The sequence below is a fragment of the Rhizobium sp. P1_E1 genome (assembly GCF_056406015.1).
On record NZ_JBFUAY010000055.1, the window covers coordinates 13,581 to 35,725 of the forward strand.

The following is a 22,145-nucleotide window of genomic DNA, read 5'->3' on the forward strand; positions in this document are numbered from 1 at the left end:
TTTGATCAAACTTGACCGCGCGCGGAGCGCATGGCGTCGCGAAGCGAGTCTCGGATTGAAGTGGGCTGGCCTCTTGCCGCATCGCGGGTCGGGCCCGGGGCGGAAGATCCAGAGATGGATCGCGAGGCGCGGCGGGCTTGATCTGCCGCTGCTGCCCTCTGGGCTTGCTGTTCTCGGACGGGCGCCGGCGCAGTCTGGCTGATCAACTGCTGGCGAATGTCCGGGCGCATCCAGCATGCGGCGTCGTAGGCGTCCTGAAGCGACGATGCACGCCCTGCGTTGATAAGGGCGATCATGTCGTCCAGCACATCATCGGCGTGCGCGTTTGCCGGGTCGGAAAGGAAGGCATCGACTTGAGTTTCGGTGTCCCTTTTCCTGAGAACATGTTCGACCGTCGCCTCGACATTGATGGATCGAGGCTGCGGCCCTCCTTGGTGTGGTCCGGCCTGCTGCGGATTGCGCTGCAGGACCTCCCCCATCTGACCATTGACGAGGGCATGAAGATTGACCCCGGCCATCCTGGCGACGTGAACGACGGTGTTGACCGGGTCGTGGATGAGCGCCTTTTCCCAGTCGATCGCCCGGCGCATGACATCGGCATGGGTCATGCCGGCCTGGCGGATGAGCGGCGTGAACTCCTCGAGCCCCTTGTAATCCTGCAGGACGCGGAAGCCGTTATCGACCTCCTGTTCGCGCTTGGCGATCGCCGCCTGCACCTCACTCGGAAGGCCTCCGAATTGCGCCTTGGCTTCCGCCGACCAGCCGGGTGGAACCCGGCTGGCGATGCTTGCGGGCTGTTCACGGGTCTGCATCTGGGTCTGTGCTTGGGGCGTCTGCTGAGCGGCGTTTGCGGCGGGCGGCTGCCTTGCCCTCGCCGCTGTGGCGGCCTGCTCCTGCCCCTTGGCCAGGAAGCGGCCGTTTTCCCCATCGCGCGGCTGGCCGGTGATATCGCCTGGTCCATTGCCCTCGACGGTGTCGATCGCCGCTTTCAGGCTGTCGCGAATGCTCACCGGCTTATCGTCGAACGTGCCAAAATCTTCGCTGCCGTTGCCGGCCTCGTTCAGGTCTTCCATATCCATGTCGGAAACTTCCTTTGTCGGGGATTGATGCCCGTAAAAACAAAAGGTTAGAGCGGTTGGTTCTAGGCGTTGTATTCGGCGTGAACTCGCCGCAGCTCCTTGCGGATCTCGTTGCGATCCGTTTTCGGCTTCTCGATCGGCTGCGGCTTTTCGTTGCCGATCTCGACCACGCCGGCCGCCCGGTAGGCGGAGCGCAGCTTGGCTTTCGAGGTGTAATGCCTTCCGTCATGCATCGACTGGATATCGATGGCGTCGCTGACGAAATGCGGCGCCGGCAGATCGGACCGCGCCTGGCTCTTTACCGGCATGCAGTTGTGCGGCCACTCGTCGAGTTGGTGCCAGCCGCCGCAGACGCGGCAATAGCGTTCTCTCATGCTTTCACTCCCCGCAACTTCACTGATAGCCCGGCTGCTGCGCCTGGAACTGCTGCAAGGCCTGCGCCGCTGCCTCACCGCGCGCCTGTTCCATCACGGCGCGATGCTCGATCTCGGCTTGCGCGACGCCAAGCTCGGCTTTGCGCTGTTCCGCACCCGCCTTCACTTCAGCCGTTTTCAGCTTGATCATCTGCTCGGCCGGCGGCTCCGGCGGCGGTTTTGGTGCAGTGGCCGCCTCGGAGAGCTGGGCGCCGACCTGCTCCAGCGTGCTTTCGAGCTGGCGGCCGGCTCTGAAGCCGCGGGCGGCAAAGAGCAGTGTCTCGACCATCACTGGCACCAGCATCGGGTTCTGCTGCGCCATGGCGCCGGCCTGCTGCAGGAAGCCGCCGATCATCTGCACGAATTCCATCCGGCGCTGCTTTTCGGCGTCTTCGTCGGGCTCGATCGTCGAATCCGTTTCGATATCGATCTGGAAGCCGCGAATGCTGTCATTGCGCAAGAGTTGCACGACCTCGTCGATCGTCGGCTGCTGCATCATCTGCTCAAGCTGTGGCGGCATCTGCGGCGGCGGCGGTGCCGGTTGACCCATCTGTTGGGCACGAGCTGCGGCCTGCTGCGCCGCCATCTGCATCTGCTGCATCTGCATTTGGACCTGCTGCTTCTCGGCCATGGTCGGCAGCTTGATGCCGCTGACGAGCATCAGCGTTTCCGGCTGGAACTGGTCGCAGATGATTTCGCCGGCAAGGCGGATGATGTCACGGGCAAACCTGGCAAGCTCCGACTGGCGGTCGCGGATGCGGATCGAGCCCCACTGGCTCTTGATGCGCTGCGCCGTCGCCGTCTCCGACGCCTGGGTATCGCCGCGGACGATGTCGGAGATGCCGGTGATCTGGTAGACGTCCTCGATCAGCTGCTTGCGGGCCTGGATGCAGGCGATGATGACCTTCTGCACCTCGTCGATCGGCAGCGTCACGATGGCTTTCGAGCCGCCCTTGTCGGTGAAAGCCGCCCATTCCGGGATCGGCACCATGACGGAATCGTTTTCGGGCCGCATCGCCTTCTCGATCGCCGGCGAGATTGCGCCGTCGCCGGAGGGGTAGAACACTTTCAGCCGCAGCTGATCGGTCAGCTTGTTGACACGCTTGGTCAGCAGATCGATCTCGTCGCATTGCTGCTGATAATAGACATAGTCGGGCACCGGGATCAGCGAGCTCGTCGACATCGTGCCATAGGCCGGGCGCGGGCACGGCCAGAAGTGCGTCAGATCCAGCGGCGGCTCCGACACTTCGAGCGCCACCGGCGCGCCGTCGGCGATCCAGACGGTATAGTTTTCGCTCTTGCACCAGATCTCCCAGACATGGGTCTTGCCCTCATTCTCGGCCCGCTCGGTCTGGCTGCTGCCCTTGTTGCTGCCGGCGCCTTGCGCCTGGAGCGACGCCATCGCATCAGGGCCGAAGCGCTTCTCCATCTCCTCGTCGGTCATCGGAACGCGTCGCGCCACCCATGTCACATCCTTCCAGCGGCGCGCCGGCGAGTGCAGGAAGTCGGACCAGTGGACATAATCAATGCACACACGCTCGTCGCTGATCACCTCAGACGGAGCGCCGCCATTGTCGCCCATGCCGCCGGGGAGGCCGCCGAGGAGACCCTCGGGGAAACCACCATTCGCCGGCGGGTCGGAAGGCTGGACACCCATGTCGAGCGGTTCGAAATCGGCCTCATAGCGCAGCCACAYCGTGCCGCGGGCGCAGAGCAGGAAATCATCGCGCACCGCCCGCATGATGGAATCGACATCGGCCTCGTCGCCCATATAGGCAAGATTGCGTTCGACCAGTTCCGAGGCCATGCGCGCCACCGGCTCGGCGTCCTTGAAGCGGCGCTCGACGACCGGCTGCGGCACCCTGGCATAGACGGCCGGCTGCAGCACCGAGGTGTTGGCCCACAGCATCGGAAATCGGCGCTTGGCCGCACTCGTCTGATCCGACTGCTGATCGAGATAGATCTTCTCGATCTTGACGCAGCGGTCATGCCAGGATTTGAAATAGCGCTGCGCGCGCTCGAGCTCCTGCTGCCAACGGGCGCCAACCTTTGCCAGGTCCCATTGCTCCCCGCCCCCCAGAGCCGTTGCTTCGTCTTCCATCAAACACGCTCGCTATGTCTAGGGGTGGAATCGGCAAATTCGTTGAAGGTCATCGTCTGGAAGGTCGGCAGTCTCTTCACTTGCGGCTTCAGGGGTTCCGGCGCCAATCCGGTGAAGATGATCGCCAGACCCCCGAAAGCGTCGGCGCCGTGCGAAGCCCAGTTGTGCAGGGGCTCGTCGCGGAAGACGCTCAAATCCTCGTCCCAGTCCTTGCGGTAATTCCGCAGACATTTGATGCCCTGGATGCAGCCGGCCTGATCGAACTCGATCTTCGCCAGGATGCGCCGCGTGCCGTTGATGCGGTCATGGACATAGGCGCGCTCGATCTTGCGGACCGTGCCGAGATCGCGGGCCTTGACCTCTTTCAGCATCACTTCGATGCGGGTCATGCCGCCGCGCGTCCATTCCCTGACCTTGATGTCATGCGGCATGTTGTGCACGCCATAGACATAGCCCTGCTCTCCGGCGCGCCGCTCCAGCTCGTCGAGCATGCCGTCCATGCCCGTGCCGGTGTGCTCGAAATAACCGATCATCCTCACCCGGCCGGGCAGCACCTGAAACAGCCAGACGCTGTTGGTATCGTCCATGCCGATGTCGGAGATGGTATGGACGGGATAACCTTCCACATGCGGGAAGACCCCGATGCGTTCTTCGGCGTCGGCGACCGCCATCTGATCGGCGTAATAGGCGCCCTCGACGCTCGCCTCGAACGCTTCGGCCGGCGTCGAGGGATATTCGCGCTTCATGTCGCCGAGCTGGGTTTCGGCCTTCTTGACGTACCAGGCCTTCTGCCCGTCGGTCAGCGTGATGCCCTGCTCGGCCAGCTGCTGGAAATATTTCACGAAAGCATCAGTGATGATGACGCCTTCCGGCGCGATCGCATATTGCGGCTCCTTCCACCAGGGAAAGAAATGGAACTTGAAATCCAGTTCGGTCAGTTTCGCCGCCTGGCGCTGCTTGACCTGGGCATCGTCGCAGAGCGTATAAAAATGCCCCTCCTGGCCTTCCGCCGTGCTTTCGACGAAGACCAGCTGGCCGGCCTGCACGGTATTCAGCGCGCCGGTGCGGACTTCCCTCGCCTTGTCGGGATATTTCGCGCAAAGCTTTCCGTATTCGGAGATATGGAGATATTGCAGCGTTCCCGACCGCAGCGAGGTTCCGACCCGAATGCTCGAATTATTACCAAGCAGCAGTTCGGTCTGGTTGGCTCTGACGACAGGCACGGCGGTGCGGATACCATCCGGCAGATTGTCATAGGGATATTTGATCTTGTCCCTGAAGATCGTCTGCACGTCGCCCAGCGTATGGGCAATGGTGCCGGCGCGGATATCCCGGTTGAAGACGCAGGCATCGAGCATGAAGATCTGAATGAAGGTCGTCAGACCCAGCTGGCGGGCTTTCAGCAGCACATTGAGGTAATGCATCTGCTCGAAAAACGTCATCTGCGTCCAATTCATCTCGAACCTGACGCGTTTGCCCGATTTGTCGGTGATCCAATAGAGATTGTTCAGCCGCCAGCGCCAGTCGGAAAACTGGTCAACCGCCGTTTGGAAGTCCGCGCGTCTTGCCATTGATATCTTCCAGCAACTGCGAAACCTCGCCGGTTACGACGCCTTGGTCGGGCTCGACCTTGGAACCGTATTTCTTCGGCTTCAGCTTCTCGGCGACCCATTGGCGGGTGGCGATGCGGAGCTGCGAACGCCGGATGGCCTCGCCATTCTCCTGCCAGCCGGTGGTCTCGCCGCTCGCATTCTTCTTTTCGATCCAGTCATTGCTGCGGTCGTCGGCAATCTCGACCATCTCGTCGACAAAGCCGTCGGCGAGGATCTCGCGGGCCAGGGCATACCGCGCCCGAAAGGCCGCCTTATCGTCGTCGGCGAGCCAGGACAGCACGGTCGACTTTGACGGCATATCCTCATCCCGGCAGATCGACCGCAGGCTTTCCCTGTCAGCAATGCGCTCGCAGATCTTCTCGGCCAGCGCCTGGCTGAACTTGGTCGGTCTTCCCATGGGGCGCTGCTTCTGGAAGGCTCAGAACAGCGCAATGATGTTGGATGCGGTGGTCCCGGTCAGCGCCACGATGGCGGCATGAACAGGCAGGATCGTTCCAGCCGGCACGCTCTTGAAGATGACAGGATCCATGTCACGACGCGGCGCAATGGCAACATCACCGGCCGTGCCGATGTAAAGCGCGCGGGCTCCGACGATGGCGGTATCGTTCGGCGTTACCGCCGCTGCCCGGGAGGCCGGAGCAATCGAAGGGTCCATTGCAGTTCTCCTTGGAAGAGGCGGGTTTCCATGCCGACACGGCTCGATCCCGATGTGATCGAAGATGAGAGGTCAGGCAGAAAAGGATGGGGGATCAATTCTGAGGAAGCTGGCCGGTGACAGACACACCGGTCGGAGGGCGGCGCCGACTTGGTCGTCGACATCCCATCGGGATTCAAATTTCGCAGCTTGGATTTGCGGTAGTATTAACTGATTTGCCGGGGGGTGATCAAGGGCTGATTGTGGCTCGCGCGCCAGTTCGAAACCAAGCCTGCTCGATCAAGTAGGCGCCAGATTACTCTACCCCGCACCGACGACGGATTTGGCAAAACGCGCTCCCCGACCTCCGTCATCCTCGGCCTTGAGCCGAGGATCTATGCCCGCTGCTGGTAGAGGCCAACATGGGTCCTCGGCTCAAGGGGTAGGCTGTGTGGCAAATCCGAGGTGATGGCATCCGTGATGCTGACGAATATTATGGCTCGATCAGCGTGGTCTTGGCCGGTCTCGCGATCTGGTTCGGCATGTCATCGTTGGTCGGCGGCGGTGCCGACGTGGCCGACATCCCCTCTGGATTCAAATCTCGCAGCCTGGATTTACGGTAGTCATAAACGACCTGCCAGGGGGTGATCAAGCGCTTCTGACCGCAGCGCGCAGATAATCTGCCCGACCCAATCGGCAGCCGAACGCCTACCCGCTTTGCGAGCCTTCAGGTCCGGCGTACAATGAGCAGGCTGTTGATCAAATAGCGGAGAAGTTCAGTGAAAACCACGAGACTTTTTCTTTGTTTTATCGCTTTTCTCAGCGTCACGCTCGCTGGAAACCCGGCTGATGCCGACGAACGGGTTCACTTCGAAAGCGCGCCCGTAAAGCTCAGCCCGTTTCGAATAAGCAAGGCTAGAGAACAGGGAGAAATTATTTCTCAACCGCAAGGCACACCCCTGCTGGGATATTTGTCCCGCGCGGAGGGTGATGGCCCCTTCCCGGCGGTCGTCCTCCTGCATGGATGCGAGGGCATGCGGTTGAGCGTCAAAGACCTTTGGCCGAAACGGCTGGTTTCGTGGGGTTACGTCGTGTTGGTCGTCGATAGCTTCACTACCCGCAACATCAAGGACACGTGCCAGGGTTCTCTCCCCGATCGCCTCTTCGACGCCTATGGGGCTTTGAATTTTTTATCGAAACACAGCTTTGTCGATATCAGGCGCGTTGCCTTGATGGGCTTTTCAACCGGCGGCACGGCGACGCTGGAAGGAACAAAAATCGAAGGCAACGAACAGCTTATGGACCACAAATTCAAGGCAGCGGTTGCCTACTATCCCCTCTGCGCGGCAAGTCAGGGTGACGCGACGGTGCCGACCCTGATTTTGAGCGGCGAACGAGACAATTGGAGCCCGGCTGACCGATGCCAGAAGAGGCTTGCCCGTCTGAGTGACAATGGCCCGCCCATCGAGCTGAATGTCTACAAGGGCACTTACCACGATTTTGATGCCCCGGAGTTTAAGGTGGGACGGCGGGTGTTTGGTCACATCGAAAAATACAATCCAGACGCCGCAGGAAAATCCATCCGCAGCGTTCGCACATTCCTTCAAACGTACCTGTCGAACTAGAGCCCGAAGTCTGTCCGCTGTAGCATCCCCGTCCCGGGCCTGGATGCCTGGGATCCATGCCCGCTACCGAGAGCACTACCGCAAAAACATAGCATTGAGACGCTGTTGCAAGGCAGGAGGTTCGCTAGACATTCGAACCTGACCGAGCGCATACCGCATGGCAGGCGTGAACGGCAGCCAATGTTGCAAATGATCCATCAATTCATCGGACATCATGTCTTCGAGCGGGCCGGCGCCCAATTGGCCGAGCGCTTCCTCGTGGCCGGGTAATTGGGCTTGCTCGATAATGGCGAGAACGCGTTTCAAGACGATTTCGCTCGGATCGTGAAGCAAAAGTGTCGACCAATACCATTCGCCGGGATCTGCGAGATAGGCCGGTATATAGACTTCAGCGGTAAGCGGTGGCTCTCCAACAGCCATCATATCCGGCAGCCACGTCAGATCCGATGAGAGTGCGTTCCGCGTGAACGGATTGACCGATGGAGTGTCGGAGCTGTGTTTTCCCAAGCGCGGTTTGCTAAGGTTCTTCTTGGTCACTTTTCCGCCTTCTACGTCCGCGGCTTATTCTACGGTTTTTTGAGAACTGACGTCTCGACCCAAATATTCAACAGGTCTTTACCAACGACGACGACCGTCATCCACGTATTCTCACCCTCGATCAAATAGGCCATGCCGCTTTCCTTGCGGTCCTTCGTGACAGAACCCAACGAGGCTGCCGAGAGTCCAGCTTCGAAGGCTTCGAACTCAGCGCTCGAACAACGCAGATCCTCCGAACGATCCGCCGCTAAGACGCCAAAATAATCGAGCGAGCAGGTGGCAGAAAAGAGGTTTCGGTATTCCTGATAATACATGGCGAACCGCAGTCCGCTCGGCATCGTATATTGCTCGCTGCCGGTTCGAGGCTCAGAGGTCGAGTTGACGGGAGAAGAAGGCGCTTCAACGGTCCAATCGCCTCGATCAACGCCGCTGTGCAGGGCAGCCAGGCTTCGGCCATTCAACACGCAAAGCTTCAATGTATCATTGAGAGTGCACGCAACCGCCCCCTCCCCACTCAACAGGATCGCAATCACCAAAGCTGCAAAGAAACGCACTCGACCATCCCCAAATCATCGTCATCAACGCCAACGGCACCGTAGTTCGGATGCCGGAGAAAACAAAGCGGTGGCGCCGGCGATGTCAGACTCTAATCGTGCGTTTCGGCCAACGTGCCACGACCAATCTCCCACCAAAACAAATTAGCCTTGACTCATCAATTAGCATAGGCTATTGATTTCCTCATGATCGAAGCCGCCTCCATCACCGCCGTCATGCGCGCCCTTGCCGATCCCACGCGGCGGGCCGTGTTTGAGCAGATCGTCAATTCAGACGAAATCACCGTCGTCGAACTGACGCGGGCAAGCAGCGTCACGCAGGGCGCCATTTCGCAGCACCTCAAGGCGCTGAAGCAGGCGGGCCTGGTCGCGGAGCGCCCCGAGGGGCGGAAGGTCTATTACCGCGCCGAGCCGGAAGGCCTGGAGCCCCTTGTCGACTGGATGAGCCATTACGGCGTCTTCTGGCGCGACCGCTTTGCCAATCTCAGAACATTGCTGAAGGAAATCGATCCATGAGCGACGCCGCATTGAAGCCCGACACGCAAGAGATCGTGGTCGACGAGGTCTTCCCGCATCGGCCGGAGACGATCTGGAAAACGCTGACCACGGCCAATCTGATGGGCCGCTGGCTGATGATGCCGGCGGGCTTCGAGCCCGTGGAAGGCAAACGCTTCACCTACCAGACGACGCCCGCCGGCGCCTGGGACGGCACCATTCACTGCCAGGTGCTGGAAGTGAAGCCGAACGAGCGTCTCTCCTATGCCTGGAAAGGCGGGCATGAGGGAAACGCCGGCTACGGCTCCCCGCTCAACACCGTGGTCACCTTCATCCTGTCCGAGGTCGAAGCCGGCACGCGGCTTCGCCTCATCCATTCCGGCTTCGTTCTGCCGAGAAATGAAACTGCCTTCCAGAAGATGGGCGAAGGCTGGAAGAAGGTCGTGAAGAACATCGGCGCCATCGTCGGCGAGACGGACTGAGGCGACCGACATCGCGCTTGCCGACGCAGCGTTTTATTCGGCAGCGCTTCATCAGGAGAGAGATATGAGCAAGCCTTACACCGGCGGATGCGCCTGCGGTGCGATCCACTATGAAATCTCGGCCGAGCCGATTGCGATGAACGACTGCCAGTGCCGCGATTGCCAGGCGACCAGCGGCACCGGGCACGGATCCTATCTGACCTTCCCGAGCCGGCAGGCGGTGAAGCTCGAGGGCCAGGCGACGCATTGGGAGATGGTCGCCGACAGCGGCAACGTCAAGACGCGCGGCTTCTGCCCCGCCTGTGGCGCGCCCGTCTATCTGACCTTCTCTGCCATGCCCGATCTCTTCACCATTCACGCCGCCAGCCTCGACGATCCCACCCGATACCAGCCGCAGATGGTGACCTACACGCTGCGCGGCCTCGCCTGGGACCGGGTCGATCCGGCGGTGCCGGAATTCGAGACGATGCCGCCGATGTAGAGTTGGGGCAGCGGCCCTGGCAAAATGGTGCGATCGACGGCTGGATCGCCGTGTGTCAGTGAATCCGATACTCACCTGAGCTGACCTAGACGATGCCAGGAGAGTTCAATTTCCGGCAAGACGCGCGATCGGCTCGGCCAGGTCGAGCCAATGCGGGCGATTGCCCCACCAATGAACATGATCCGGCGTCTAAACATCTAAAGCTGGCGGACGGTGTCAGCTGGCAATGCAGAAATTCGCATCGGCCTGCGCGTCCTGGTGAAACCTGAGGCAAGGGCGTTCTTAGCCCCGCCGCCTCCCCCATTCGGCATGGTGAAAAGGCGCCGTGCAGCAGCACGGCGCCGGTGCATCACGCGCGCGTCACGCGGCGATCGAGGGATAGTCGGTATAGCCTTGGGCGCCGCCGCCATAGATGGTCGCCGGGTTCACCTCCGCCAGCGGAGCAGCGGTCTTCAGTCTCTCGACGAGATCAGGATTGGCGATGAATGGCCGGCCGAACGAGAACAGATCCGCCGCGCCCTCCGTCAATCGCAACGTTGCGCGGTCGAGGTCGTAGCCATTATTGGCAATGTAGGTGTTTGCGAACTTGGCCCTGAGCTCCGCGTAGTCAAAGGCAGCAGCCTCATTGGGCCCGCCGCGCCCAGCTTCGACGACATGGAGATAGGCAATCCCCATCTGGCCAAGCTTCTCGGCGATATAGTTGAATTGCGCCTGCGGATCGCTCGAGGTGACGCTGTTGACCGGCGAAATCCGCACTCCCGTCCGCTCGGCGCCGACCTCGGCAGCCACGGCGGCAGCGACTTCCAATATCATCCGGGCGCGATGTTCAACCGAGCCGCCATAGGCGTCGGTGCGGGTGTTGGAGCCGTCTTTGGCAAACTGTTCCAGCAGGTAACCGTTGGCGCCATGGACTTCGACGCCATCGAAGCCCGCGGCAATCGCGTTGGCGGCGGCGCGACGGAAATCGGCGATGATGGCCTGGATCTCATCCAGTTTGAGCGCGCGAGGTTCGGACACGTCGACGAAGGCATTGTTCACGAAGACCTTGGTCTCGGCCTTGATGGCCGATGGCGCGACCGGCGCCTGCGCATTCGGCTGCAGATCGACATGCGAAATACGACCGACATGCCAGAGCTGCAGGAAGATGTGTCCGCCTTTGGCATGCACCGCGTCGGTGACTTTCCGCCAGCCGTCGATCTGGGCTTGCGTATAAATTCCCGGTGTATCCTGGTAGCCCTGCCCTTCCTGCGAAATCTGCGCGCCTTCCGAGATGATCAGGCCGGCTGTCGCCCGCTGGGCATAATATGTCGCGGCGATATCGCCCGGCACGAAGCCGGCGCCGGCTCTGTTGCGGGTCAAGGGCGCCATCACGATCCGGTTCGCCAGCGTCAGCGCGCCGAGTGTGTAGGGTTCAAAAACTGCTTTGTCAGTCATTTCGTTTCTTTCGTCAGGATTTCGGGGGTCTCTGTTACATCTCGGAGTTTCGCGCCGGAACTCGGCACAGGCCGGCCTTGCGACACAGCCTGTGTGGTGACGGCGCGTTTCCGCGGGAAGCGCTACGAGGCGGCGCGATAGCGCTCTGCCGGCTCAGACTGCGAAAAGCCCGGGATCATCGTCTGGCGCGCAGACTGATAGGCGTCCCATTGGCCGGCATCGTGCAGCGGCGGGATGGTGACGGGCTCGCGCTTGTCGAAGCCTGCCAGGGCGGCGTCCACTAGTTCGCCCACTTCCATCACGCCGGAGAGCGTGTTGACGTCGATGCCGGAAAGCTCCCAGATCTCCGTCCGTGTCGCCGCCGGCAGGACCGCCTGGACGTAGACGCCTTTGGGACCGAGTTCGAGGCTGAGTCCCTGGGAAAGGAAGGTCACGAAGGCTTTGGTGGCGCCGTAGACCGTCATTCCGAATTCCGGGACGAGTCCGACGACCGAGGAGACGTTGATGATGGCGCCCGAGCCCGCTTCGACGAAGCGTGGCGCAACGGCGCTGGAAAGGCGGGCAACCGCCGTCGCGTTGAGCGCGATCAGCTGGGCGATATCATTGACGGGCTGATTGACGAACGTGCCTTCGAGGCTCGTGCCGGCATTGTTGACGAGAATCCCGATCCGATGATCGTCGCGCAGGCGGGTTTCCACCGCCGCAAGCTCATCGGATTTGGTGACATCGGCCTGCAGGATGTCGATCGTTACGCCGGTTTCCTCGCGAAGTCGCGCCGAGAGAGCCTCCAGCCTTGCCTTATTGCGCGCGACCAGTACGAGATTGTGCCCACGACGGGCGAAACGGTCTGCATAGGTCGCTCCGATACCCGAGGAGGCGCCGGTGATGAGGACGGTGGGAGTGTCAGTCATTGTCTTGTTCTCTTTCGAATGAGCGTTATATAATTATGATGACGATCCTAATTACGGGTTTAAAGTGATGGCTATCATAAAAAAGTCAATGGCAGAGAGGGAGAAATCTCAACATGAAAATCAGCCGTGAGCAGATGGCCGAAAACCGCCAAAGGATCCTGGAAGTCGCAAGCCGGCTGTTTCGGGAGAAAGGATTCGAGGCCGTCGGCGTTGCCGAAGTGATGAAGGCCGCGGGCCTGACGCATGGCAGCTTCTACGGTCATTTCAGCTCGAAGGACGACCTGATCGTCCAGGCGCTCGCGCATGCGCTTGGCCAGCGCAATGGCGCGTCACTCCCGCTTGGCGCCTATATGGAAGAGTACCTGTCGCCGCGCCATCGCGACAACAGGGCCGGTGGCTGCCCGATTTCCGGACTTGCCGCCGACACGCTGCGCCAGACGCCTGAGGCCCGTGCGGCGGTGACGGAGGGTGTGCGGGCGCAGATCGACTGGATGAGCGAGAAGGACGAAGGGCCGGACGCCGACCGCCGACGCCGGGCAATCGCCAACTGGTCGGCGATGGTCGGGGCAACGATCCTCGCTCGCGTCATAGTCGATCCCGCCCTGTCGAAGGAAATATTGACGGAGACGCTGGCCTGGATCGATGACGGAGCCGACCGACCTGCTTCGACACCGGCAAAAGCCGAATGAGGAAATGCCACGGTCAGCGGCCGTGCCCCGCCGCAGTTGTCATCCCATCGCCGGATCCAAGATCCTCGATGCCGACCTGCCATAGGTGGGCAGCCGTCGGCTGAGCGTCCAGCTCCATTTCGGGCATTTTAGTCCCGATCGTAGCTCGGCCGCCAGCCGCGGGTCATGCCGCCGCCCATGGCGCCTTCTGCCAATATCAACTGCCGGCGCAAATGTCGGACGTCCTCCAGCAGCGTGCCTATTGCGGCCCGCATATCGCCATTGTGATAGGCGACCACCTCGGCAAGCTCATTTTCGACCGGCCGCGACGATGTTTCGGCTTCCATGGCGGCGCTCAAGAGAAGATGCCCGCCATTTTGAGTTTGCCGCAGAAGCTCGCTATGGCTTTCGCGACGCCCTCGCTGCAGGGAAACTTGAACGGTCGCGTGGCCTCCTCGGTCAGAACCGGCTGGCCGGTTGCGGCGTCACGGCCGGTGACATGCTTCGTCAGCAGGATGCCACAGGCCGCGCCGGCGGCCTCGTCGATCGCCATCTGGACATCGCCAAGATAGGTATCGCTGGGGATGTCGATGATGAAGGCGGTGAAAAATCTCACGCCGCGGCTCCCCGCCACAGCCTTGACCAGGCTTGCATGCGCCTCGGAGACCTCAATCTCCTTCTCCGGCGGCCACATTACATCACTTGCAGGCCACGCATCATCTTCCACGGCTTCGCAAATCGGCTGCTCACGCATATCCGCTCTCCATATCTTCGGTTTTCAGATGGCGGCCGCCGCGCCGATGTTCTTATTATGTTCTGATAGCGAAGAGTGTCAAGACGGATGTTTTGCTGTGAGCGACCTTTCGGGCAACCGCCGGAGAATGGTGCATGATCAAGAGATCCGCACCATTCTCCGGCCCTGTCTTGAACCCTCAATGCTTGAGCACGACCTTGCCCTGGGCGCCGGCTGCGACCGCATTCTGCGCCGCACCGATCTCCTCCAGAGTGAAGGTATGGGAAATCGGGATGACCAGCAGGCCGCGCACGGCAGCATCCAGCACCGCGTCGAGCGTCGCTGCGTCGGTGCGGTGGAAGAGTTCATGGATGGTGACGCGGTCTGCGGCATTGGCGCCTTCCGGCACCGGAACGATGCTGGCGACCGTGCCGCCATCACTGATATGGCCGATGAGATTGCCGGCCACCGGGCCGGCGGCACTGATCCCATAGGCAAAGTCGGGGCTTGCGACGGGGAGCGTGATGTCAAACGCTTCGCCGGCCAGGGCCTGACCTTCGCTCAGCCGCTCTGGACGGACGCCGGCCACCGGCTGGGCGCCGATCTGCTTGAGATATTGGATGGCCGAACGGCCGACGGTGCCAAGGCCGCCGGAGACCAGAACCCGGTCGCCAGCCTTGACGCCAAGCGCCTCGACGGCCTGGCGCCCGGTCAGCCCGGCCTTGACCAGCGACGCGCCCGCTTCGAAGCTCAGGCCAGCCGGCAGCTTGGCGACGGAGGTGGCGGGAAGCACACCATATTCGGCATGGGCGCCTTTGCCGTTTGCCGCGAAATCGGCGACAACCCGATCACCGACCGCAAAACCGGTGACGCCGTCGCCGAGTACCGAGATGGTGCCGGCTGCGTCGCCCCCGAGCACGGCCGGCAGCGGAAGCGGGATGAACTTGGCCATGAAGCCCTGGCGGAGAATGAGGTCGAAAGGATTGACGGCGGATGCCTCGATCTTGATCAGGATTTCGCCCGGTCCGGGCTTCGGCGTCGGGATATCGCCGATTTCGAACTGGTCGACATCGCCGTAGGATTTGAGAAGGGCCGCTTTCATTGTGGTCTCCAGATTTTGTCGTCGCGCTTGGGCGTGAGACCAGGCTGCCGGCTGGCAGCCCGGTCTCGGCCGGTTCCCGCCGTTAAGCCGTGGCCGGACGACGCGCGGTGTCCAGCGTCCATGCCCCACCACCGGCAAAGGCGATGTAGAGGAAGATGAAGCAGAACAGGATGGCGACTTCGCCCATGTTCAGCGCCGGCCAGAAGCCATAGGGCATGTGGCCCATGAAATAGGCGGCCGCCATTTCGCCCGAGGCGATGAAAGCGGCGATGCGCGTTTGAAAGCCGACGAGCATCAGAGCCGAGGTGATCACCTCGATGGCACCGGCGATGATCATGATGGTCGGAAGCGGATAGGGCACGCCCTGAATCGGACCCGGAAATTGCAGGAATTTCATGGTCGCGTGTTCGAGGAAGAGAAGCGCGGTGATGATGCGCAGGATTGCKAGGACGTATGGCGTCCATTTGCTGGTATCGGTCATCGAGGCTTTCCAATGTTGGTTATGGGAGATCAGGCGGCGGATGCCGCTTTCTTCAGTTCCTGGTTTTCTTTCCAGAGCTTCATCGACATGGCGAAGACGCCGTCGACATAGTTGCGGTAGACCGTCATGCCGGCCGGATCGCGGCCTGCCTTGGCTGCAAAGAACGCAACGATGTCATCGGATTCCGTGACGTATCGGCCGGGCTCAAGCTGCGCGGAGGGAAAGCTCACCTTGTCGAGATGCGGCTGAAGCTCGGCGCGGATCTTCGCCTCCTGCTCGCTGTCGGGAACGAAGTCGCGGGTTTCAACGTCCGAGGCCAGTCCCGATTCCAGAAGGAACAGGCGAACCTTGAGGCAGAAGGGGCAGTTTTCCTTGAGATAGACGATCGGTTTGAACGTTGCGCTGGTCATTACGCATCTCCTTTTGATTGAGGGGCAGAGGGGACATCGCCGAACCGGAAGCTCGATGCGGTCAGGCCGCCGGCGAAGTCTTTCTGGTGATAGGTGACGGCGCCCGGTTCGTCCTCGGCCGCACCCACCGCCACCATCAGGGGGATCAGGTGGTCTTCACGCGGATGCGCCGCGCGGGCGGCGGGCGCCTTCTCCCATTCGACAAGCCGCTCGGTGCGCATTTCGGATGGCGACCGGATCAGCGTCTCCTGCAGCCAGGCGTCAAACTGACGGGAGGGGCCATGTCCGGCCGTGCCCTGTATGGCCGACAGGTTGTGGTAGCTGAGGCCGCTGCCGATGATCAGCACGCCCTCTTCGCGCAGCGGCGCGAGCGCCCGGCCGACCTTGAGATGCAGCGCCGGATCGTAACCGGCATCCAGCGACAGCTGGACCACAGGGATGTCTTCGTTGGGATAGAGCGGCTTCATCAGGCTGAACGTGCCGTGATCGAAGCCGCGGGTGGGGTCCGGCCTGGCGTCGATGCCGGCGGAATGCAGCAGATCCTGCACGTGACGCGCCAGCTCCGGGGAGCCCGGCGCGCCATATTTGATCTGATAGAGATAGTCGGGGAAGCCGTTGTAGTCGTAGACCATGCCCGGGTTGCTGCCCGAAGAGACGGCAAAGCCCCTCTCCTCCCAGTGGCCCGAAACGACCAGCACCGCCTTGGGCAGATCTTGAAGCTCGGCCCGCATCTCGATCAGGGATTGCTCGAGCTTGTCGAAATTGCTGCGAAAGCCACCGGTCATATAGGGCCAGGGGCCGCCGCCATGGCTGAGGAAATAGGTGGGCAGTCTCGATGTCTTCACGTCGCCATTCCTTTTCGGCACCGCCGCTGCGGCTGGCCTTTGTCAGCGACTGTCATGGTTTTCCCTGGATTGATCAATCGGCTTTGCCAACATGCATCATTTCCTCTAAGTTGATGATCATGGACACGATGATGAGCCTGCGGGTATTTTGCTTGGTCGCGGAGCTGAAGAGCTTCACCGCGGCAGCAGGCCGTTTGAATCTGTCGCCGGCGATGGTGAGCAAACACGTGATGCATCTGGAGACGCGCCTGGGAAGCCGGCTCTTGAACCGGACCAGCCGGAGTGTCACCCTTACCGAAGCCGGCGCGCTTTATTTCAACCAGACCAGGCAGATGCTCGAAGGGCTCGACGAAGTGGAAGCGTCGATCGGCAATGTCACGGTCGCGCCGCGCGGAACGCTCAAATTCAGTGCTCCCGTGTGGGCGGCCAGTTCAGGCTTTGTCAATATTCTGGCCGAATACAACCAGCGTTATCCCGATGTCAGCCTGGATATGGATCTCAGCGGCCGGATCGCCAATCTGGTCGAGGAAGGCTTTGACCTTGCGCTGCGGGCAATGTCGTCCGAGCGGCTCGATCCGGGTCTGGTCGCGCGCCCATTGGCGAAGATAGAATTCCGCCTGATGGCATCGCCGGACTATCTCAAGCGCGCCGGGCGACCCCAGAGTATCGCCGAGCTGAACGGCCATGCGCTGCTTCGCTATAATGGCATCAATGTCAGCGAAAGCCTGCTGTTGGGCCGCCAAAACGACCGGCGCAAGGTCACCTTCCGCAATGTGCTGCTGAGTGCCAACGAGACGCTTCTGCACCTGGCGGCTTTGCGGGGAATGGGGCTCGTCTTCCTGCCGGAATGGCTGGTGGAGGAGGATCTGAAAGCAGGCCGGCTGGAGGTGGTGCTTGCCGGGACGCTCGGCATCAGCAACACGCTCCATGCCGTCTACCCGAGCCGGAAATACCTTTCCGCCAAAGTCCGCACCTTCATCGATTTTCTCGTGCTGCGCTCGCCACAGATATTCTGACGCTCGCAGAACGCCCGACCGGACAATTCCTTCGATAGGAATCTCTGCCCTGCCGATCCGCAGCCGTATGTTGAGGGCGTAGCGTTGGTCTCCCATTAAACAACGCTATTGGGGAGCGAATAGAGAAAGACGCTTAGGAACCGTCGTCAGATAGCCAAATCCTCAGTTTGCCGACCGACCTGAAGCCCAACTTTGTCATTTCGTTTAGCGCGGCGCCACTGTCATATCCGACTAGCGGCACATCGGGTGAGAAGGCGATGTTGGCCAACGAAATGGCATCCCGGAAGGCCTGCGGCGTCCCGGTCAAGCTAAAGATATTGGAAATCCCTACAGCCTCGGGTGATCGATTTAGGATGCAGCCCGCATCAAAGCCATCGCCGGCCAATCGGCCATAGATATGTATGTTGGGATCGGAAAGCAGGGCCGATGTGAAGACGTTGGCATCGGTCTGGCTACCAGACTCTTTCCAGGAATGTTCCCAGCGATCCAGTGCCGCCGCATCGCGAATGCGTGCCCAATCTTCAGGCGCACGCGCTGCAATTCCGTGAGGTTCAGCCCAAATCCATGATGCGGAAAACAACAACCGGAATCCTTTGTTGACAAGATCGAGCCTAGAAAACCCATCTTTCAGACCGGGTCTCCATCCTAACCGATCTATCAACCGACCGATTTCAACCAGCTGTTCCTCTGTTGCGTCCGGGTCGAGTGTCGTCATGTTGGAATAGTATGGAGGTGCGATTGCATCGCTTGACCAAAACGCACTGGTTCGCTGATCAGGCAGTCCATGGGCACGGAACATCGCCTGATACAGGTCTGCATTGTTAGCGGCACATATGCGCGCTTTTTCTGCATCGGATCGTACCGTGTGTTTCCGGATATTACTTTGCGAGGAGTTGCCTATCATAAGAAACCCTGTTGCTCGGAGCGTCTGAAACCTGCGGCGTCACGAAGCGCATCGATCAGTTCATCAGGACCATTGAGCGGATGCCCTACCCTCTTCATCGCGGCATGGACCATGACATGTCGCCGGCGGAAATCCCAAGATTGTCCAGATCCTTGGCAAGCGAGAGGCGTGTGTGAAAGCGCGGAACGATCATTGGCGCGCATCCGGGAGTCAAGGGATCGACCAGAGGCCTCAAAAGCCCGCGGTTCTCGCCTGCAAACATAGCAGCCCACTTCATTTCTGATATCGAACCCGGTTGATACCGTGCATTCCTAAATCCTTTAAAGCTGCAGAAATCGGCGCGTCGCCCGGCATGCAGCCCGTGATATTTAGCATGAAGCGATTGCGCGTCACGCGTGTTAAAGTCTTTTTGTCCAGCTGAGCCTTCCGGCCGGTTGGTATTGTTGCCGAGTGATGACTTGCTTCGTGAGTCTCCGGCCCTTGAGGGCCTCTCCATGCAAAAGACACCCACAGTGCGTTTCGAAGCGGCGAGCACGCTTGCTGTGGTGGTATCGTCCAATGAGCCGTTGCTATACCTATCCGACGACCAGAAGGTCATCGCGGCGAGCGCATCCTTCTGCCGGGCCTTCGACATCGACCCCAAGACGGTTTGCGGCCAAAGCCTCAGCGAAATTGGAAACGGTGAATGGGCGATGCCCCAGCTTGCGTCACTGCTGACGGCCACCGCCTCGGGCAGCGCCACCATCGAGGCTTACGAAATCGACTTTCAACGGCCAAACCAGAAGACACGGCACCTGGTCGTCAACGCACGGACGCTCGACGACGGCGACATCGATCATATTCGCCTGCTGCTCGCCATCACCGACGTGACCGATGCGCGCGCCGAGGCTCGGCTGAAAGATGATCTCGTTCGCGATAATGCCATCCTGCTGCAGGAGGTCCAGCACAGGGTCGCCAACAGCCTCCAGATCATTGCCAGCGTTCTCATGCAGAGCGCCCGGCGGGTCCAGTCGGAGGAAGCGCGCGGGCATCTCCACAACGCCCATCACCGGGTCATGTCGATCGCGGCCCTGCAACGCCAACTCTCCATGTCCAACGGCGGCAAGGTTGAACTCCGTCACTATTTCACTCAGCTTTGCCAAAGCCTCGGCGCGTCGATGATCGCCGACCCCGACAGGCTTTCGATTCTGGTGATGGTCGACGACAGCGCCGTGGAAGCGGATGTTTCCGTTCGCCTGGGGCTTGTCGTGACCGAGCTTGTCATCAACGCCCTCAAGCACGCCTTTCCCGATGAACGACCGGGCGCAATCGTCATCGACTATCACTCATCCGGCAAGGACTGGACTCTCTGCGTTACCGACAACGGCATCGGCATGCCTGCGGGTCGCGAAGCACTAAAGGCGGGCCTGGGGACGGGCATTGTGGAGGCGCTCGCAAAGAGCCTGAATGGCGACATTCAGTTGAGCGATGCGGGTCCCGGCGCCGCCGTCACAATCAACCACCGGGAAAGCGCCGGTTTGCGAACCGACATTTCTAYGGCCGCCTAGGAACCGAATGGCTTGCGAAACGCTATCCCATCGGAGCCTGCGAGGCTCACACCTCCAAATTGACCGAGTGAGCGATGAAATATGGCAAAGCGGTCGTCCTGGTCGTCGAAGACAGCGCGATTATTCGGATGAGTGCCGTCGATCTGGTACTCTCTGCGGGCTATGAAGCGCTTGAGGCATGCGATGCCGATGAAGCAATTCGCATCCTTGAGTCGCGAAACGACATCGACCTGGTTTTCACCGATGTTCAGATGCCCGGCACGATGGACGGCATCAAGCTATCCCATTATATCCGGGATCGGTGGCCACCTGTCAGGTTGATCGTTGCCTCCGGCGCGGCCATCCTCAAAGAGAGCGATCTCCCCACGGGAAGCAGGGCCTTCTCGAAACCCTATGACAACCACGCAATTACCGATGCGATGGCTCATCTGCTGTCGATCGGGAACACGACCGAGTTGGCAAGTTAAGGGTTTTTCGACAAGCTTCCAGGATGATCGGGACGTCGTCGACCGCCATCGTCTCGGTCAAGCGCTGAGGAACTGAACATTGACACAACCCGCAGCCGACAGGGTCCGCTTTCAATTTGTCACGCAATGTCCAAGGGATGRTGGCTGCGGCGTCTTCGTCTTGCAGATGCTGACGGGCAAACCCTACGACCAGATTGCCGGCATGATCGATTGGGGCGCTCAGACCAATCATTACACAACGTGGACAGAACTCTGCGGCGTCCTGACCGAGTTGGGCTGGCAGACCGGCGGATTACGCAAGGCAGAGAGCTGGGGCGATGTTTGCGGGGTAGCGGTCGTCCATGTCGAAGGAGACCACTTCATCCTCTATGACGCCGATAACGGCATCTTCTATGATCCGGGGCAACCCGACGGCCCCGATCTGCATAGCCGCCTCGTTCCTCTGAACTACCTTGCAGTGCAATCGCCAGAGAACGGTGTCTAAGTCCCAGGCCCTGAGCCTGGGATCCATACCCGTCCCGATGGTCCGCGCCGATAGCTCACTCGCGGTGACCACCGTTCCAGGCTCGCGGGTACGGAAAGGCGCAGCCGCCGAGCAGCGTACCGGCCCAAAATATGCAGATGACCGAACCATGTTTGCCTCCAGCCGGCTTGATGCCAGGCCAATCCGGGCGTAGTTCAGAGATAGCCACCCTCTCCCTCGACACCAATTTGAAACGACCCCATGGCGCACTCCCTCAACACAGCCCCATCGCCCGCCGGCGGCCCCAACCAGCCGAAACTTGATACGGACGACATCTGGCAGGCCCGCGTCGATCTTGCAGCCTGCTTCCGGATGGCGGCAAGGCTCGGCATGGAGGAAGGGATCTGCAACCATTTCTCGGCCGTCGTTCCCGGCTATGACGACCTGTTCATCGTCAACCCCTACGGCTACGCTTTCGCCGAACTGACGGCCTCGATGCTGTTGATCTGCGACTTTCACGGCAACGTCGTGTCGGGCAGCGGTCAGCCCGAGGCCACCGCTTTTTACATCCACGCCAGGATTCATAAAAACGTTCCCCGCGCCAAGGCGGCGTTCCACACCCATATGCCCTATGCCACCGCTCTTTCGATGACGGAGGGCGATCCCCTGATCTTTGCCGGGCAGACCGCCTTGAAATTCTATGGACGCACGGCCGTCGACCGCAACTATAACGGCCTGGCGCTCGACGCGCGCGAGGGCGATCGCATCGCGGCCGCGATCGGCGATGCCGACATCGTCTTCATGAAGCACCACGGCGTGATGGTCTGTGCACCTAATATCGCCGAGGCCTGGGACGACCTCTATTACCTCGAGCGCGCCTGCGAGGTGCAGACGCTCGCCCTGTCGACCGGACGCGAAGTCCTTGCCGTCGCGCCCGAGATCGCCGAAGCGGCGTATCGGCAAATGCGCGAGGGAGACCCGGAGTCGGCGCGGCTCCATCTGGAGTCCGTCAAGCGCGCACTCGATCGCAGCGAGCCCGAATACAAGCGCTGATCCGCAGACCGCGGTTTACGCGTGTGCCGGCCGCCAATGCGGATAGGTGACATAGGCGGTGAGCGCGCCCTCCTCGTGCGAGCGGATGGTCACCGCT

At 60.9% G+C, this 22,145-nt stretch carries 27 protein-coding genes and 1 pseudogene; 10 read left to right on the forward strand and 18 right to left on the reverse strand.

The genetic code is table 11. From position 1 onward, the window contains the following. Positions 1–5: 5 nt before the first annotated feature. From AC1D1Z_RS19160 to AC1D1Z_RS19185, 6 genes are all read right to left on the reverse strand, one after another. A complete protein-coding gene (locus AC1D1Z_RS19160; protein WP_446965670.1) occupies positions 6–1,079 on the reverse strand; it encodes a hypothetical protein in 1,074 nt (357 codons plus the stop codon). Positions 1,080–1,141: 62 nt separating this feature from the next. Beyond that, entirely contained in the window at positions 1,142–1,453 is a 312-nt protein-coding gene (locus AC1D1Z_RS19165) for a hypothetical protein (RefSeq protein ID WP_018449511.1), read from the reverse strand. A 19-nt stretch (positions 1,454–1,472) separates the two neighbouring features. Continuing rightward, on the reverse strand, positions 1,473–3,593 hold the full coding sequence (locus AC1D1Z_RS19170; protein WP_477851589.1) for a hypothetical protein: 2,121 nt from the start codon (positions 3,591–3,593) through the stop codon (positions 1,473–1,475). Continuing rightward, positions 3,593–5,164, reverse strand: a complete 1,572-nt coding sequence (locus AC1D1Z_RS19175) for a terminase (RefSeq protein WP_477851590.1) — start codon at positions 5,162–5,164, stop codon at positions 3,593–3,595. Before AC1D1Z_RS19175 ends, AC1D1Z_RS19170 begins: the two co-directional genes overlap by 1 nt. Then, complete coding sequence (locus AC1D1Z_RS19180; protein ID WP_446965668.1) at positions 5,130–5,603, reverse strand: terminase small subunit-like protein; 474 nt, start codon at positions 5,601–5,603, stop codon at positions 5,130–5,132. The genes AC1D1Z_RS19175 and AC1D1Z_RS19180 overlap by 35 nt, the downstream gene beginning before the upstream one ends. A 21-nt stretch (positions 5,604–5,624) precedes the next feature. Continuing rightward, positions 5,625–5,861, reverse strand: a complete 237-nt coding sequence (locus tag AC1D1Z_RS19185) for a spike base protein, RCAP_Rcc01079 family (RefSeq protein WP_018449515.1) — start codon at positions 5,859–5,861, stop codon at positions 5,625–5,627. 758 nt (positions 5,862–6,619) lie between these two features. On the opposite strand from AC1D1Z_RS19185, the gene AC1D1Z_RS19190 reads away from it, so the two are divergent. Next, entirely contained in the window at positions 6,620–7,465 is an 846-nt protein-coding gene (locus AC1D1Z_RS19190; protein WP_446947738.1) for a dienelactone hydrolase family protein, read from the forward strand. Positions 7,466–7,540: 75 nt separating this feature from the next. Here the strand turns inward: AC1D1Z_RS19190 and AC1D1Z_RS19195 are convergent, their stop codons facing one another. Both AC1D1Z_RS19195 and AC1D1Z_RS19200 read right to left on the reverse strand, forming a co-directional pair. After that, positions 7,541–8,002 carry a hypothetical protein gene (locus tag AC1D1Z_RS19195; RefSeq protein ID WP_026231148.1) on the reverse strand — a complete coding sequence of 154 codons (462 nt, stop codon included), beginning with the start codon at positions 8,000–8,002 and terminating at the stop codon, positions 7,541–7,543. 29 nt (positions 8,003–8,031) lie between these two features. Continuing rightward, complete coding sequence (locus tag AC1D1Z_RS19200; protein WP_246721488.1) at positions 8,032–8,556, reverse strand: hypothetical protein; 525 nt, start codon at positions 8,554–8,556, stop codon at positions 8,032–8,034. Between the two features lie 186 nt (positions 8,557–8,742). Between AC1D1Z_RS19200 and AC1D1Z_RS19205 the strand changes: the two genes are divergently transcribed. The 3 genes from AC1D1Z_RS19205 (at position 8,743) to AC1D1Z_RS19215 (ending at position 10,014) form a co-directional block, all read left to right on the forward strand. Beyond that, positions 8,743–9,072 carry an ArsR/SmtB family transcription factor gene (locus AC1D1Z_RS19205; RefSeq protein WP_018449519.1) on the forward strand — a complete coding sequence of 110 codons (330 nt, stop codon included), beginning with the start codon at positions 8,743–8,745 and terminating at the stop codon, positions 9,070–9,072. Then, positions 9,069–9,533, forward strand: coding sequence for an SRPBCC family protein (locus AC1D1Z_RS19210; RefSeq protein WP_047619438.1), 465 nt, complete (start codon positions 9,069–9,071; stop codon positions 9,531–9,533). Before AC1D1Z_RS19205 ends, AC1D1Z_RS19210 begins: the two co-directional genes overlap by 4 nt. 64 nt (positions 9,534–9,597) lie before the next feature. Next, positions 9,598–10,014, forward strand: a complete 417-nt coding sequence (locus AC1D1Z_RS19215) for a GFA family protein (RefSeq protein ID WP_283186241.1) — start codon at positions 9,598–9,600, stop codon at positions 10,012–10,014. A 360-nt stretch (positions 10,015–10,374) separates the two neighbouring features. Here AC1D1Z_RS19215 and AC1D1Z_RS19220 read toward each other — a convergent pair whose 3' ends face one another. Next, a complete protein-coding gene (locus tag AC1D1Z_RS19220) occupies positions 10,375–11,448 on the reverse strand; it encodes an alkene reductase (RefSeq protein ID WP_477851591.1) in 1,074 nt (357 codons plus the stop codon). Positions 11,449–11,570: 122 nt separating this feature from the next. Next, entirely contained in the window at positions 11,571–12,359 is a 789-nt protein-coding gene (locus AC1D1Z_RS19225) for an SDR family NAD(P)-dependent oxidoreductase (RefSeq protein WP_128403242.1), read from the reverse strand. A 113-nt stretch (positions 12,360–12,472) separates the two neighbouring features. Here AC1D1Z_RS19225 and AC1D1Z_RS19230 point away from each other — a divergent pair, with 113 nt between their 5' ends. Continuing rightward, entirely contained in the window at positions 12,473–13,048 is a 576-nt protein-coding gene (locus AC1D1Z_RS19230) for a TetR/AcrR family transcriptional regulator (protein WP_131605189.1), read from the forward strand. A gap of 128 nt (positions 13,049–13,176) precedes the next feature. Here the strand turns inward: AC1D1Z_RS19230 and AC1D1Z_RS19235 are convergent, their stop codons facing one another. The 6 genes from AC1D1Z_RS19235 to AC1D1Z_RS19260 form a co-directional block, all read right to left on the reverse strand. Further along, the gene (locus AC1D1Z_RS19235) at positions 13,177–13,374 is read right to left on the reverse strand and encodes a hypothetical protein (RefSeq protein ID WP_026188308.1); all 198 of its coding nucleotides are present in this window, start codon (positions 13,372–13,374) and stop codon (positions 13,177–13,179) included. Between the two features lie 8 nt (positions 13,375–13,382). Next, on the reverse strand, positions 13,383–13,781 hold the full coding sequence (locus AC1D1Z_RS19240; protein ID WP_283186239.1) for a hypothetical protein: 399 nt from the start codon (positions 13,779–13,781) through the stop codon (positions 13,383–13,385). 178 nt (positions 13,782–13,959) lie between these two features. Next, on the reverse strand, positions 13,960–14,862 hold the full coding sequence (locus tag AC1D1Z_RS19245; protein WP_477851592.1) for an NADP-dependent oxidoreductase: 903 nt from the start codon (positions 14,860–14,862) through the stop codon (positions 13,960–13,962). Positions 14,863–14,944: 82 nt separating this feature from the next. Continuing rightward, on the reverse strand, positions 14,945–15,343 hold the full coding sequence (locus AC1D1Z_RS19250; RefSeq protein WP_105005317.1) for a DoxX family protein: 399 nt from the start codon (positions 15,341–15,343) through the stop codon (positions 14,945–14,947). A gap of 29 nt (positions 15,344–15,372) precedes the next feature. Beyond that, the gene (locus tag AC1D1Z_RS19255; protein ID WP_018241093.1) at positions 15,373–15,753 is read right to left on the reverse strand and encodes a glutathione S-transferase N-terminal domain-containing protein; all 381 of its coding nucleotides are present in this window, start codon (positions 15,751–15,753) and stop codon (positions 15,373–15,375) included. Further along, entirely contained in the window at positions 15,753–16,598 is an 846-nt protein-coding gene (locus AC1D1Z_RS19260; RefSeq protein WP_113542605.1) for a DODA-type extradiol aromatic ring-opening family dioxygenase, read from the reverse strand. The genes AC1D1Z_RS19255 and AC1D1Z_RS19260 overlap by 1 nt, the downstream gene beginning before the upstream one ends. Positions 16,599–16,717: 119 nt before the next feature. Between AC1D1Z_RS19260 and AC1D1Z_RS19265 the strand changes: the two genes are divergently transcribed. Further along, entirely contained in the window at positions 16,718–17,614 is an 897-nt protein-coding gene (locus AC1D1Z_RS19265; RefSeq protein ID WP_210165734.1) for a LysR family transcriptional regulator, read from the forward strand. A gap of 133 nt (positions 17,615–17,747) precedes the next feature. Here AC1D1Z_RS19265 and AC1D1Z_RS19270 read toward each other — a convergent pair whose 3' ends face one another. Then, a complete protein-coding gene (locus AC1D1Z_RS19270) occupies positions 17,748–18,329 on the reverse strand; it encodes a hypothetical protein (RefSeq protein ID WP_283186236.1) in 582 nt (193 codons plus the stop codon). Positions 18,330–19,012: 683 nt separating this feature from the next. Here AC1D1Z_RS19270 and AC1D1Z_RS19275 point away from each other — a divergent pair. The 4 genes from AC1D1Z_RS19275 (at position 19,013) to AC1D1Z_RS19290 (ending at position 22,048) form a co-directional block, all read left to right on the forward strand. After that, positions 19,013–20,065, forward strand: coding sequence for a sensor histidine kinase (locus tag AC1D1Z_RS19275; protein ID WP_477851593.1), 1,053 nt, complete (start codon positions 19,013–19,015; stop codon positions 20,063–20,065). Between the two features lie 74 nt (positions 20,066–20,139). Further along, complete coding sequence (locus tag AC1D1Z_RS19280) at positions 20,140–20,532, forward strand: response regulator (RefSeq protein ID WP_283186234.1); 393 nt, start codon at positions 20,140–20,142, stop codon at positions 20,530–20,532. 79 nt (positions 20,533–20,611) lie between these two features. Further along, positions 20,612–21,016: a hypothetical protein gene (locus AC1D1Z_RS19285; protein WP_477851594.1), complete on the forward strand. Its 405-nt coding sequence runs from the start codon at positions 20,612–20,614 to the stop codon at positions 21,014–21,016. Positions 21,017–21,256: 240 nt separating this feature from the next. Then, complete coding sequence (locus AC1D1Z_RS19290) at positions 21,257–22,048, forward strand: aldolase (protein ID WP_105005312.1); 792 nt, start codon at positions 21,257–21,259, stop codon at positions 22,046–22,048. A gap of 15 nt (positions 22,049–22,063) precedes the next feature. Here the strand turns inward: AC1D1Z_RS19290 and AC1D1Z_RS19295 are convergent. Next, positions 22,064–22,145: pseudogene (locus AC1D1Z_RS19295) on the reverse strand (ethanolamine utilization protein); the annotation flags it as partial.